This window comes from Rhodoplanes sp. Z2-YC6860 (assembly GCF_001579845.1).
GTDB lineage: Bacteria > Pseudomonadota > Alphaproteobacteria > Rhizobiales > Xanthobacteraceae > Z2-YC6860.
In genome coordinates this window covers 3,961,333-3,974,462 of the sequence record NZ_CP007440.1, presented here as the reverse complement: position 1 = coordinate 3,974,462, position 13,130 = coordinate 3,961,333, and the positions used below count along the sequence as shown (strand labels likewise).

The 13,130-nt window shown below is 63.9% G+C and carries 14 protein-coding genes; 3 read left to right on the top strand and 11 right to left on the bottom strand.

All coding sequences use genetic code 11. The features are described 5' to 3' along the window. Positions 1-748 precede the first annotated feature (748 nt). From cnbZ to RHPLAN_RS39445, 11 genes are all read right to left on the bottom strand, one after another. Positions 749-1,495, bottom strand: coding sequence for a 2-amino-5-chloromuconate deaminase CnbZ (gene cnbZ / locus RHPLAN_RS18330; RefSeq protein ID WP_068020555.1), 747 nt, complete (start codon positions 1,493-1,495; stop codon positions 749-751). Between the two features lie 38 nt (positions 1,496-1,533). Next, on the bottom strand, positions 1,534-2,250 hold the full coding sequence (locus RHPLAN_RS18325) for an ABC transporter ATP-binding protein (protein WP_068020554.1): 717 nt from the start codon (positions 2,248-2,250) through the stop codon (positions 1,534-1,536). Between the two features lie 5 nt (positions 2,251-2,255). Beyond that, positions 2,256-3,005 (bottom strand): ABC transporter ATP-binding protein, encoded by a 750-nt coding sequence (locus tag RHPLAN_RS18320; protein WP_068020552.1) that lies wholly within the window; start codon positions 3,003-3,005, stop codon positions 2,256-2,258. Further along, on the bottom strand, positions 3,002-3,931 hold the full coding sequence (locus tag RHPLAN_RS18315; protein WP_068020550.1) for a branched-chain amino acid ABC transporter permease: 930 nt from the start codon (positions 3,929-3,931) through the stop codon (positions 3,002-3,004). The genes RHPLAN_RS18320 and RHPLAN_RS18315 overlap by 4 nt, the downstream gene beginning before the upstream one ends. Further along, a complete protein-coding gene (locus RHPLAN_RS18310; RefSeq protein ID WP_068020548.1) occupies positions 3,928-4,794 on the bottom strand; it encodes a branched-chain amino acid ABC transporter permease in 867 nt (288 codons plus the stop codon). The genes RHPLAN_RS18315 and RHPLAN_RS18310 overlap by 4 nt, the downstream gene beginning before the upstream one ends. Before the next feature lie 74 nt (positions 4,795-4,868). Then, complete coding sequence (locus RHPLAN_RS18305; RefSeq protein ID WP_068020546.1) at positions 4,869-6,080, bottom strand: amino acid ABC transporter substrate-binding protein; 1,212 nt, start codon at positions 6,078-6,080, stop codon at positions 4,869-4,871. Between the two features lie 164 nt (positions 6,081-6,244). Then, positions 6,245-6,616: a nuclear transport factor 2 family protein gene (locus RHPLAN_RS18300; RefSeq protein ID WP_237180174.1), complete on the bottom strand. Its 372-nt coding sequence runs from the start codon at positions 6,614-6,616 to the stop codon at positions 6,245-6,247. A gap of 186 nt (positions 6,617-6,802) precedes the next feature. Next, on the bottom strand, positions 6,803-7,060 hold the full coding sequence (locus RHPLAN_RS18295; RefSeq protein WP_157100333.1) for a hypothetical protein: 258 nt from the start codon (positions 7,058-7,060) through the stop codon (positions 6,803-6,805). A gap of 181 nt (positions 7,061-7,241) precedes the next feature. Then, complete coding sequence (locus RHPLAN_RS18290; RefSeq protein ID WP_068020539.1) at positions 7,242-8,282, bottom strand: ketopantoate reductase family protein; 1,041 nt, start codon at positions 8,280-8,282, stop codon at positions 7,242-7,244. 37 nt (positions 8,283-8,319) lie between these two features. Then, positions 8,320-9,336 carry a Bug family tripartite tricarboxylate transporter substrate binding protein gene (locus tag RHPLAN_RS18285; RefSeq protein ID WP_068020537.1) on the bottom strand — a complete coding sequence of 339 codons (1,017 nt, stop codon included), beginning with the start codon at positions 9,334-9,336 and terminating at the stop codon, positions 8,320-8,322. A gap of 59 nt (positions 9,337-9,395) precedes the next feature. Further along, on the bottom strand, positions 9,396-9,668 hold the full coding sequence (locus RHPLAN_RS39445) for a hypothetical protein (RefSeq protein ID WP_157100332.1): 273 nt from the start codon (positions 9,666-9,668) through the stop codon (positions 9,396-9,398). Here RHPLAN_RS39445 and RHPLAN_RS18280 point away from each other — a divergent pair. From RHPLAN_RS18280 to RHPLAN_RS18270, 3 genes are all read left to right on the top strand, one after another. Next, positions 9,667-10,548 carry a Bug family tripartite tricarboxylate transporter substrate binding protein gene (locus RHPLAN_RS18280; protein ID WP_068020536.1) on the top strand — a complete coding sequence of 294 codons (882 nt, stop codon included), beginning with the start codon at positions 9,667-9,669 and terminating at the stop codon, positions 10,546-10,548. The genes RHPLAN_RS39445 and RHPLAN_RS18280 overlap by 2 nt on opposite strands. Positions 10,549-10,585: 37 nt before the next feature. After that, positions 10,586-11,695, top strand: a complete 1,110-nt coding sequence (locus RHPLAN_RS18275) for a mandelate racemase/muconate lactonizing enzyme family protein (protein ID WP_068020535.1) — start codon at positions 10,586-10,588, stop codon at positions 11,693-11,695. Positions 11,696-11,765: 70 nt separating this feature from the next. Next, positions 11,766-13,115, top strand: coding sequence for an LLM class flavin-dependent oxidoreductase (locus tag RHPLAN_RS18270; protein WP_084246559.1), 1,350 nt, complete (start codon positions 11,766-11,768; stop codon positions 13,113-13,115). The last annotated feature ends 15 nt before the right edge of the window (positions 13,116-13,130 follow it).

Sequence of the window (13,130 nt, the reverse complement as noted above, 5' to 3'; positions counted from 1 at the left end):
TCCTTTTCGCGGTCATCGCAGAAAACGCGCGGAGCTCCGGCGCGGCGAGCATCGCGCAACGCTCGGCTGGTGCCGCGCGTTGCGCGGCGGGATTGGAATGCACAAAAGCTCCGACACCCATGCAGAGGATTACAGCCCCGGCTCGAAATTGATGTCCGATTTTCGATAACGCTTAGGACGAGCACGGAGCATCGGCCCGCCCGCTTCGGCGGGCTTATTTCTTGAATGTCTCGTTTCTTGAAGGTCTCGCCGGTCGACTTTCCGTGATGGGAGCAAAAAATCGGTTGCGAAGTGAACCAACGTGCGTCAGCCGACATTGTAGGGCATGGCACTGTCAACGCAGGCTTCCAAAGAGAAGGCGGCTGAGTGCCGCGAGATGGCCATGCGCACCAACGAGCGCGAGCTTCAGATCATGCTGTACCACATCGCGGAGACCTGGGAGCGGATTGCGAAGCATCTGGACGAGCCAGGGAGATAAGTTTCATCGCTTCGAATTGCTGACCACCTCAGTGCCACAGAATGAGCATTGAAAACGAGAAGCGCTGACTCCGGACGGCTCTTTGCTGTCTCTCAACGGGCGCATCGGCGCCCCGCACTTCGGGCACTTCACTTCTTCCATCATTCCCTCACGACTGGTGCGTGGCTGCTAAAACGAGCCGCGGGGAGTCGTCACTAAACTTTGATAGAGTCGCTCATCAACACCGGGCCTCCAGAGGCAGTCGCCTGAGCGTCGGATGACTCCGCGTGTTCAGACAACCCGCTCGACACTGACACCGCGGCAGTCCATCTCGTACTCCAGGTCCACCACCGGCGGGCGGTTGTAGTGCCAGGTCAGTCCGGCGCGCGCCGCACCGCGGCGGACGATCTCATCCGCCAGGAACGGATGGATATCGTGGATCGTGTAGAGCTGAGCGGCGGTGGTGTCCTTCCAGCCGAAGCCGAGCGCGCCCATGCGCCGCTCCATCTCGCCCAGCACGAAGCGCGCCTTCTCGCGGATGCCTGCGGGCGAAACATCGCCGAGGCTGACGATGTGGTCACGGTAATTGCCTCGGCCTTCCGGCGCCTCGCCGCTGCCGGCGATGACGAAGGACGGCTCGGCGTCGGTTGCTGCTTCCGTATAGCTGAAGGCATGGAACGAGGGCTCGGGCGGCGGGGCGATCGCGGGACAGACGTTGCTGCGCGCGATCGGATTGGTCTTCCCGTCGAAGATGTTCCAGCGCTCCAGCGTGCCGACGTAGATCTTGTTGAAAGCCGTGAACCCCGCCTCGGTGAATGGCGCGGGCGAACGCAGCTCGCAAGCGCAGAAGGCGGTCAGCGGCCGGCCCGCGGCAGTGACGATCCGCTCGATCCGGCGAAAGCCCTCCTCCAGCGGCACCGGAGCGCGAAACTGCACGCGCACGATGCGATAGCCCGGCTCGGCCGCGACACCGGCTGAGTATTGGAACACGCCTTCGACGAAGCGGTAGCCACCGGATTTGAAGGGAAGTACGGACATGGACGGCGCACTCTTGGCTTTAAGACAGGCTCTTGGCTTTAAGACAGGCCCATATAGGCCTCGCGGATGGCGGGATCGTTGACGAGGCTCATGGCCGGCCCCGATTTCACGACGCGCCCATGATCGACCACATAGGCCCGGTCAGCAAGCTCCAGCGCGTTCATGACGTCCTGCTCCACGAGCAGGACGGCCACGCCGGACTTGTTGACCGCGCGCAGGCTTTCGGTGAGCAGCTCCACGGCGCGCGGCGCGAGCCCGAGCGAGAGTTCGTCGACCAGAAGCAGGCTCGGCGCAGCCATCAGGCCACGCCCGATCGCGCACATCTGCTGCTCGCCGCCGGACATCGTGCCGGCGTCCTGGTTGCGGCGCGTGGCGAGGATCGGAAACATCGCATAGACGCGCTCGAGGTCGGCGGCGATCGCCGCCTTGTCGGTCCGCAGATAGGCGCCCATCAGAAGGTTGTCGCGAACGCTCATCGCCGAGAACAGGCGGCGCCCCTCCGGCACGTGGGCGATGCCGGCGCGCACGAAATCGGCGGGTGACGCCCCCTGCATCGGCTTGCCGTCCACGACGATGCTGCCGGCAGAGACCTTGAGCAGCCCCGAAAGGCAGCGCATCAGCGTGGTCTTGCCGGCGCCGTTGGAGCCGACGATGCAGACAAGCTCCGCCGGTCCGACATCGAGGCTGATATCCCACAGCACGCGCACGTCGCCGTAGCCGGCCTGGAGAGCCGTCACCGAAAGCTTCTGCTGCATGTCGCTCAATGCACCGCTCCCCGCTGCGCGGCGTACTTGGCGCCGAGATAGGCCTCGATCACGCGCTGATCGCTCACCACCTCACGCGGCGTGCCCTGCGCGATCAACTGACCGTGGTGAAGCACCAGCAGCCGATGCGAGACCGACAGCACGACCTTCATCAGGTGCTCGATCACCAGGATGGTGACGCCCTGCTCGGCGATCTTGCGGATGATCGCCAGGGCGTCGTCGACCTCGGTCTGGTTGAGGCCGGCATTGACCTCGTCGAGCATCAGGAGGCGCGGCCGCATGGCGAGCCCCTTGGCGAGCTCCAGCCGCTTGCGCCGCGCCAGCGTCAGCGACGACGCCGGACGGTCGGCCACGTCGGTCAGCCCGGTGAAGGCGAGATGTTCGCGGGCGATCTCCTGCGCCTCGCGGACGCCATGGGCATGCCCGCAAAACAACGCGCCAGCCGCGACATTCTCGACCACCGTCATGCGGGGAAACGGCTGCACGATCTGGAACGTGCGCGCGAGACCGCGCTGCGCGATCTGATGGGGCTTGGCGCGGGTGATATCGGCATCTTCGAAATGCACCCGGCCCGACGTTGCCGGGTGAACGCCGGTGATAATGTTGATCAGCGTGGTCTTGCCCGCGCCGTTGGGGCCGATCAGTCCGACGATCTCGCCTTTGTCTACCGAGAAGCTGACGTCATCGACGGCCTTCAGCCCGCCGAACCGCCGGGACACGTTGTCGAGGGTGAGCAGCGCCGTCACGTGGCCTGCTCCTTGTGGGGCATCCAGCTGCGCAACGTGGAGAGAAGCCCATTCGGCAGGAACAGGATCAGCACCACGATGATGATGCCGAGCGCCGCGGCATGGATGGTGAGGAAGTTGCGCGACACCAGCTCTTCGAAAGCGAGAAGAAGCACCGCTCCGATGGCCGGACCGAAAATCGTGCCGAGCCCGCCGAGCAGCACCATCACCATCGGTTTGAGCGCAAGCAGAACGTCGAACACATCCGGCGGCTCGATGTACTTCACCCACGACGCATAGATCGCACCGGCGATGCCGACATAGACCGCCGACAACGACAGTGCCGCGGTTTTGTAGGCGTAGGTGTTCACGCCGAGCATGTTGGCGGCATCTTCGTTCTGTTGAATGCAGCGCAGACCAAAACCGAGCTTGTTGCGGTGAACGACGATGGCGGTCGCGGCGCAGACCGCCGCCAATCCCAGCATGGCGTAGAAAAAGAATTGCGCTTCCGCTGCCACCGAGATGCGCAGGATCGGAAGGTTCATGCCTTTCCCGCCGCCGGTGAAATCCGGCATGCTGTTGACGAGCTCGCGCAGCATCTCGGCGACGATCAGACTCGCAATGGCGAAGTAATGCCCGCGCAGGTGCAGGATGGCTCCGCCGATCAGCGCGGCAAACGCCACCGCCACCAATCCGGCTCCGGCCCAGGCGACCGGCAGCGGTGCGCCGTTCGCCAGCAGGATCGCCGACGCGTAGGCTCCCAGCCCGAAGAATGCCGCCGTCGCGAACGACGGATAGCCGGCAAGACCGCCGATGAAATTCCAGGATTGCGCCAGCACCGCGTACATGCAGACCGTGGTCGCGAGGCGCAGAAAGTAATTGCTGCCCGCAAGAGGCAGCAGTGCAACTGCCAGGACGATCGCGGCCAGGATGAGCCAGGCCCTCATTCGTAACCCCGCCTGCCCATCAGACCGCTCGGGCGCACGAACAGCAGCACCAGAAGCAGCGCGAACGAAATCGTGACCGCGCGCTCGGGGCCGAACCAGAACGACGTGAAGCTTTCGATGATCCCGAGGAGCAGCCCGCCCAGCATGGCGCCCGGCACGCTGCCGAGGCCGCCGAGCACGCAGACAACGAACGCCTTGCCGAGAAACAACGGGCCGTTGAGCGGCGAGATCGGAAAGATGATGCTGAGCAACGCGCCGGCCGCGCCCGCCATGAACGCGCCGATGGCAAAGGTCACCGCGTTGATGCGCGGCACATGGACCCCCATCAACGCCGCCGCCTCGCGGTCCATCCGCACCGCAACGATGGCGCGGCCGATGCGGCTGTCGCGCAGCAGCCGGTAGAGCAGCAAGGTCAGCAGGAGTGCCAGCACCATCGCGGCAACGCGGTCGCCGGGCAGGAATATGGGGCCAAGCTGAAGCGTGCCAAGCGGATGCTCCAGATTGACCGCCTGGTAGTCGGCGGTGAACGCGAGCAGCATCGCATTGTTCAGGACGAGATCCAGGCCGAATGTCAGCGTCAGCGTGATGAGAACCGGCGCGGCAATGACCCGATTGATGATGCCGGCCTGCAGCAGATAGCCCAACGCATACAGAACCACGCCGGCGATCACCGTCGACACGAACGGGTGAATGCCGAGATGAACATAGCCGAAGTAAGCCACGTAAGAGCCCAGCACGATGAACGAGCCGTGCAGGATGTTGATGACGTTGAGCACGCCCCAGACCAGCGAAAAGCCAACCGCGATGCAGGCGTAGAGGCCGCCGAGCACCAGTCCATTCGCGGCGATCTGGAGGTAGATCATGACCCTGAACGGCCCGACGGCCTCGCTGCCGAACGGGAAACCTCAACGCTCATGCCGAAAATCGCCTCTGCAGATCATTTGGGCATGAAGCGGATTTCGCCGGACTTGATGGCATCGGGCCACAGGATGACCGGCTTGCCGCCAACGAGCTGGAAGACCGGCGGCTCAAGCGAGTTGATCTGCCCGTCCGCGTTGAACCGGACACGTCCGTAGAAGGTCTCGACGTCGGTTGCGGCAATCGCGTCTCGCACCTTGACCGGATCGACCGTGCCGGCCTTTTCGATCGCCATCTGCAGGATCGCGCCGCATGCTGCCGAGCCCGCTTCGACGTAGTCGGCCTCGGCGCCGTTGTTCTTTTTTGCGAACGCCGCGTTGAAGGCTTCGGTGGAGCCGAAAACGTCCGGGCCCTTGTAGCGCACGGCCGGATGCCACCAGGACATGCTGGTGATGTTCTCGGCCAGCGGACCCATGGTCTTGGCGAATTCGCCATAAGCCGGACCGGCAATCTCGGTGATCACCGGGGCTTTCAGCCCCAGATCATTCATCTGCCGCCGGATCAGCATCAGATCGTTGATGTAGCCGGAGGCATAGACCCAGTCGGGATTCGCCGCACGCATCTTGGTGATCGCGGCGGAGTGATCCATCGCGCCAATCGCGTAGCGCTCCGACACGACGACCTCCATGCCTTCCGCCTTCACGGCCTTCTCGAACTCCTGCGCGACGGCGAGCGGAAACAGATCGTTGCGGGCCAGCACGGCGACCTTTTTGATGTCCTTGTTCTTGGCGGCGACGAGCTTTGCGATCGGCACCGAAACGGTCTCGTTGCCGGTGAGCGTCGCAAAAATGTATTTGAAATGCTGGTCGAAAATCTCCTGCGACGATGCCGAGGGCGCCAGCATCGGGATTTGATACTTCTCGGAGATCGCACTCACCGCCTTGGTGGCTCCCGAACCGAACGGCGCGAACAGGAACTGCACCTTGTCTTCGGTGATCATCCGCTCGGCGGTCTGCACGGCCCGCGGCGTGTTCGACGCATAGTCGGCGTAGACGATCTCGACCTTGTAGGTCTTGCCGCCGGCCTTGATGCCCTTGGCATTGGCGGCCTCGGCCCACAGGTCGTATCCACGCTTCTGTTTCAACCCCTCAGGAGAGAGCGGTCCTGTGAGAGGAAGCGGCGCACCGACCTTGATGAGGTCTTGCGCGAGCGCCTGACCGGGAAGGACTGCCGCAACGCCGAGCGAAACGACGGCCAGGATCGTTGCGAACGAAAAGCGAGGAGCCAGCATGAAAAACCACCAGGAGGTTCGGTTGGCTTGCGTGACGACACAAATTTCCGACTGGCGAAGCTAACCGCAAATCCGTTGCGGTGTCGACTGTGCGCGTTGGCGCGCCAACGGTCACGTCTTCAGCATCAGCGGCCAAATAGCCCGCACCTCGGCTGGCCGGCGCGCTAAACGGTCGCGCCGTACAGCGCCTCTCCCGAAACCTGCCGGCCGCGATCGTCAAACCTCATGGCCTCGCAAGTGCGGGTTTTGGTGCCATTCAGATTGGCTTCGTAGAAGACGACGAGCTCCCTGCTCTCGCCGTCCCAGGCGATCCGTTCGAGGGTGAACTCCAAGGTGTGGAGTTTTGCCGAAGCCGTTCGCCAATAATGCTCGAGGGCCTTCTTGCCGCGGATCGTCGTGGTGCCGACGAAGTTCTGCGCTTTGGGGCTGATGAAGGTCGCGTCCTCGACGTAGTGCGCCAGCACGGCATCGACATCCCGTCGATTCCAGGCAGCGACCCAACGCTGGGCGAATTCCATCGCTTGGGACCTGGTCAAGATGCGCCCTTGTTGCGTGCGGGACGATCGCTGTTCGAGCTTTCGCCTGTCGCCTTTTGAATCCGCCGAAGTCCTGAGGCCCGAGCGGCGCGACGATCATCTCACACCCGTGGACCGGGCGTCTTCGTTCGATTGAACGACACCCGATCCAATCGCCGAAATTCTCAGATCGGAAAGACCCCGTTGTCAGCCGCCCCGATACGGCTTGCATATGCCGTCTTGCACCGTGAATCTCGGATTGGAGCAATGCATCTGCCTGTCGCGGCCGCGGTACACCTCACCGCTGCCACGGTACATGCCGGGACCGACGTCGTAGCGCCGCGGCTGCTGCGGCAGATAGCCGTAGCTTGGCCTGGGGCCGGCTCCTTGCTGGACGCAAACCGCGCCATTGAAATACCAGCCACGGCCGCAACCATCGCGGGCTTCCGCCGGCGATGACGCCACGACGGCCGCCGCAGCGCACACAGAAAACAAAGCCACGCGAGTCATTGTGAGCACCCCTGTTTTGGTTCCGATCAAGGTACCTAAGGTCGGATGAACACAAGCGAAACGGGCCGCTCAGAACATTCCATGCGACGTTTGGACCTAGCCCAAGAACTTAAACCTAATATCCGACAAGCCCGGGCTACGTCGGGGGCAATTTCGATTTCAGCAGTGCAAGCGCTGCAGCAAGATTGGCGCGATCGGGCTTGAGCTCTCCTGCGTAGATCCGCCGCGTCATCTCGACCAGCGTCTCGTTCGCGGGCGTGGCGATCCCGCGCTTTCTCCCCTCCTCGACCACGAAGCCATTGATCAGGTCGATCTCGCTGAGCCTGCCTTTCATGTGGTCCTGCAGCGTGGTGTTGGCGCCGCGGCCCGGGCCGATGTCGTGATTGACCTTGTCGACGAGCTTCATCAGCAGGTTGTTGGTGCCCTCGATCTCGGCCTGGGTCAGGCCGAAGATCGGCACGACGGGATGGCCGAGCGCCTCGCCGATCTTCAAGGCTTCAGAACCAAGCTGCATCATCAGGTCCTGCATGCCCTCGGGCTGCTTGTCGGCGAGCTCCCCGCCGGTCATGGCGATGGTGCCGAGCGTCATCGAGTTCAGCACGAGCTTCATGTATTTCGCCGCAAGGATGTGCGGCGTGACTTCGACCTTCCCGGCGTGGCGAAGCACGGACGCCACCTCCTCGACGCGGCCATCGGTCGAAGGATGGAAGCTTCCGAGCGCAAACCACGTCCGGTCGGGCGCCGTGTTGCGTTTGATTTCGCCCGGCACGAAGCAATAGGACGACAGCTCCGGCACGCAGCCGAGCGTACGCGACGAGCCAACCACATCGGCGATGATCCCGGCTGTCATCGCGTTCTGCAGTCCAATCAGGAAGCCGTCAGGCTTGAGATAAGGCTTGATCAGCTCGGCATGCCAGCGTGTGTCGTAGGCCTTGGTCACGAGCAGCACGAGATCGAACGCCTGGCGCATCGAGGCCAGCTCGCAGAGATGATAAGCCCGCACCTTGGCGTGGATCTCACCTTGCCGGAGCGTAACGTGGAGACCATTGGCGCGCATCGCTTCGACGTGAGCCGGCCATTGGTCGATCAGCACGACATCGAGGCCGGCGTTGGTGAGGTCTGCGGCGACGCAGCTGCCATTCGCGCCGGTGCCGAGAACCGCGATTTTCTTGTCCATGAGATTCCAGAATTGATGGGAGTGCGAAGCGAAAGTCTCACTCGGGCTTGAGATTATATTGCCGGATCAGGTTGGCCATGTTGGCAATGTCTTCATGGAGGAACTTGGCGAATGTATCGGGCGTATCCGTGATCCCGACATAGCCGAGCTCCTCGAAACGCTTTTTCGTCTCCGGCGCATTGACGGCCTCGCGGACGGCGGCCTGCAGCCGGTCGCGAACCGTGCGCGGCGTGTCAGCCGGAACCATCACGCCGTACCACGTCGTCACGTCGTAGCCCGGAAGCGTTTCGGCGACGGTTGGAATGTCCGGAAGATACGGAATCCGATGTGCCGAGGTGATCGCAAGGCCTATGAGCTTGCCATCGTCGACGAAAGGCTTCGCGGTCGCATAGGGCGATCCGTAGATGTCGGTGACGCCTGAGAGGATCGAAGCGAGCGCCGGCCCGCCGCCGTTGTAGGGTACATGCACCATGTCGAGCTGCGCCTGCGCCTTGAACACCTCGGCGACAATGAAGGTCGCGGCTCCGACACCGCCCGACGCGTAGTTCAACTTGCCGGGCTCGGCCTTTGCTTTGGCCATCAGCTCTTTCAGCGTCCTGACGCCGAGCTTTGGGTGCGCAAGGATAATATAGAAGGCCGACGCGAAGCGCCCGATCGGGCTGAAGTCCTTTTCCAGATTGTAGCTGAGGTTTTTGTAGAGGGTCTGGCTGAACGAATGATTGGTGTTGGCCTGCAGCAGCGTGTAGCCGTCGGCCGGTGCCTTGGCTGTCGCCGCCGCGGCGATCGTTCCGCCCGCTCCTGCGCGGTTGAGCACCACGACCGGCTGGCCGAGAATCTTGCCGAGCGCCTCCGCCATGATCCGTCCGACGATATCGGGCGAACTGCCGGGGGAGCTCGGGACGATGTAGTTGATGGTGCGGTCCGGATAGGTTTCGGCGAGGCCGTCGCGTGGCAGCAGCAGAGCGACGAGAGCTGTCGTGACCGCGCCGATGCGCCACCAGCTCGCCAATGCACGGCCCAGCCGGGCCGCGAGTCCGCTCGCGTCTGCCACCATGGGTGTTTTCCTACCGACCCAAGGACGCCGCTGTTGTTCAGGTCAACGGCTGGCCTCGATCACGGCAAGTGCACCGCAATTTGCGGCGGCGAGCAAGCACACATTCCGGATTCACGATTGAACACGCGAATTTCGTCCGTTTGCATGGCAGCCGGTCCGTTTCCACGCAGGCGTGGTGGAGCTACAGTGGTGCGCCGGGAATGAATGACCATGTTGCGACTTGATACGTCTGCTGTTGCATTCATCGCGAAGTTCGTCAGCGCGCTCGCTTCTTTCGCGGCGCTCGCGACGCCGCTGTAGGCCGAGGACTGGCCGAACCGGCCTTTGACCATGGTTGCACCATTTGCGGCCGGCGGCTCGACCGACGCCATCGCGCGAATTGTCGCCGAGGGGCTGGGTGCACAGCTGCGCCAGTCGGTGATCGTGGAAAATGTCGGCGGCGCCGGCGGCATGACGGGCACGAACCGCGTCGCCAAGGCTCCTCCCGACGGCTACCAGTTCGTGCTCGGCAATGTCGGCACGCACGCGCAGAACCAGACGCTCTACAAGGCCCCGCTCTATGATGCGCTCAACGATTTCGCGCCGGTGGCGCTGATCATGGACCAGGCGCTGGTCCTGGTGACGCGCAAGGACTTCCCGGCAAACAACCTGCAGGAGTTCATCGCCTACACCAAAGCGAACCAGACGAAGCTGCAATACGCCTCGGCAGGTCTCGGCGGTTCCAATCATCTGGCCTGCGTGCTGCTGAACATGGCGATCGGCATCAACGTCACGCACGTGCCCTATCGAGGCGGCGGCCAGGCCATGCAGGACCTGATCGCCGGCCGCATCGATTACCAATGCCCGAGCGTGCCGACTGCGATCCCGCAGATCACCGGGCAATCCGTGACAGCGATCGCGACCTTGAGCAAGAAGCGCTCGCCTGGCCTGCCGGATGTGCCGACCGCCGACGAGCAAGGCCTGACCGGCTTCGACATTCCGAGCTGGTACGCGCTGTTCCTGCCCCGGGCCACGCCGGATGCGATCGTGCGCAAGCTCAACGCCGCAGCCGTCGCCGCGGTCAGCACGCCCGCCATGCAGGAGCGGCTGAAGGCGATCGGCTCCGACCTCGTCGGGCCCGATCGCATGACACCGGAATATCTCGCCAAATTCGTCGCCGAGGAAATCAAGAAGTGGTCCGGACCGATCAAGGCGAGCGGCGTGCAGCTTTGAGGCGGGACATGACCCGAGCGGACGTTGAGGTCGATCGATGAAGCTCCACACGCTGACGCTGCGCACGGTCCGCCTGCCCCTCATCCGGCCTTACGTGCTGTCGTACCGGACCTTCACCGAGTTCGAGCCGATCATCGTCGAGGTGCGCGATGCCGACGGCCGGATCGGCTGGGGCGAAGGCCATATCTCTCCGGGATCGAGCCGCGAGACCCGCGACGGCGGCTGGGCGTTTTGCCGGGAACACGCTGCGGCTGTGATCGGCAAGGACACCCGCGAGGCCAAGGCGATCATTGCGGCCCATATGGGCGCAAGCAAGGTCGCGGCCACCGCCCTTCTGACTGCCATCGAGATGCTCGAAGATCATCCGCTGCTCAAGATCGATCGCGACGTCCGCCTGCCGCTGCTGACACCGTTCAACGGCTCGGCTCCAAAAGACATCGAGGACGAGGTTGAACGGCGGCTCGGCGAAGGCTTCCGCACCTTCAAGATCAAGGTCGGCAAGGATGCCGACGACGACATTCGCCGCGTCAAGGCGATCCAGCGCGCGATCAACGGCCGCGCCACCATGCGGATCGATGCCAACCGCGCCTTTTCCGAGAGCGACGCCTGCCGCTTTGCGGCAGCGCTCGATCCTTCGGGTATCGAATTGTTCGAACAGCCATGCCTCGCCGAAGACTGGGACGCCAACGCCAATGTCGCCAAGGTGTCCACGGTTCCGGTCATGCTCGACGAGCCGATCTGCGAGCTTGCCGACGTCGAGCGCGCCGCCGCCATCCCGAACGTCGGACTGTGCAAGCTCAAACTGAAGCGCTTCGGCGGCCTCGATCTGCTGCGCGAGGCGCTCGACGCGGTGAGCCGGAACGGCATGGAGTCGGTGCTGGGCGACGGCCTTGGCGCCGAGCTTGGCTGCTGGATGGAGGCCTGCGTCGCCCGCGTGACCATTCACAACGCCGGCGAGTTCAACGGATTCCTCAAGCCGAAGGTGCGGCTGTTTGCCGAGCCACTGCGGTTCGTCGACGGCCAGCTGATGGTGCCTGCGGGCTTCCGGCCGGCCATCGACACCGATGCGCTTGTCGCCCACACGGTCGGTTACGAACACTTCGCGAAGGCGAGCAGCGTCGCGCTGCATGCGCCGTCGGGCGCATGAGAGGAAGCGTGAGGTTTGCTATGCTGTGCGACCGGATCAAAAGAAACGACTGCAAGTCGAGGACGACACCATGACGAAGCGGCAAATGCATCTCAATCTGTTCATCCACAGCCGCGGCCATCACGAAGCGTCGTGGCGGCACCCCCTCGCCTCGCCGCTGCCGCTGACCGACATCCGCTATTACCAGGACCTGGCACAGCGCGCCGAAAAGGCCCTGTTCGATTCCATCTTCCTCGCCGATCAGTTGGCGCTCGGCGACGACGCCTCGCAGGCGGCGCGCTCCTGGCTCGAGCCGATCACGGTGCTTGCCGCGATCGCGCCGGTCACGACCCGCATCGGCCTGATCGCCACCTGCTCCACGACCTACACCGAGCCGTTCAACCTGGCGCGGCAGTTCGGCGCGCTCGACCACATCAGCAACGGCCGCGTCGGCTGGAACATCGTGACGTCGTGGCTCGCGACCGCAGCTCGCAACTACGGCGGCTCGGGCCAGGTGAGCCATTCGGATCGCTACGAGCAAGGCGAAGAGTTCATGACGGTGGTCAAGGGCCTGTGGGACAGCTGGGCCGAGGACGCGGTGGTCGACGACCGCGCCGGCGGGCTCTACGCCAAGGCGAACCGCATCCGGCCGATCAACCACAAGGGCGAGCATTACGAAGTGGCGGGGCCGCTCAACCTGCCGCGCACGCCTCAAGGACGCCCGGTGCTGGTGCAGGCCGGATCGTCCGATGTCGGGCGAAGATTCGCCGCGCGTCACGCCGAGGCGGTGTTCACCGCGCATATGGAGAAGACGACGGCGCAGGCGTTCTACGCCGATCTCAAATCGCTGGTGAAGGAAGAAGGCCGCGATCCGAACCAGGTGCACATCCTGCCGGGCTTCAGCCCAATGATTGCCTCGACCGAAGCAGAGGCGCGGCGGATGTCGCAGGAGATCAACGAGCTTTCCGATGTGGAGGTGGGGCGCAAGCGTTTGTCCGGCCGCTTCGGCGGCCACGACTTCACGCATCTGCCGCTCGACCGGCCGCTGACGCCGGCGGACTTCCCCGATCCCGCCACCGTGCAGGCGGCACGCAGCCGCACCGAAGTGATCCTGGGGTTCGTTAAACGCGAACAGCCGACGCTGCGGCAGCTCCTCGCCTATCTTGCCGGCGCACGCGGGCACTTCACTTTCGCGGGCACGCCCGAGCAGGCCGCCGACCTTCTTGAAGACTGGTTCACCGACGGCGCAGCCGACGGCTTCAACATCATGCCGCCGATCCTGCCGGCGCAGCTCGACGTGTTCAGCGCCGAGGTGGTGCCGATCCTGCAGAAACGGGGACTGTTCCGCACCGCTTACGAGGGCAAGACACTGCGCGAGCACTACGGCCTGAGCTGGCCGAAGAGCGAATTCCCGAACGCCGCACCGCAGGCGGCCGAGTAACGCGCAGCGCTTGGT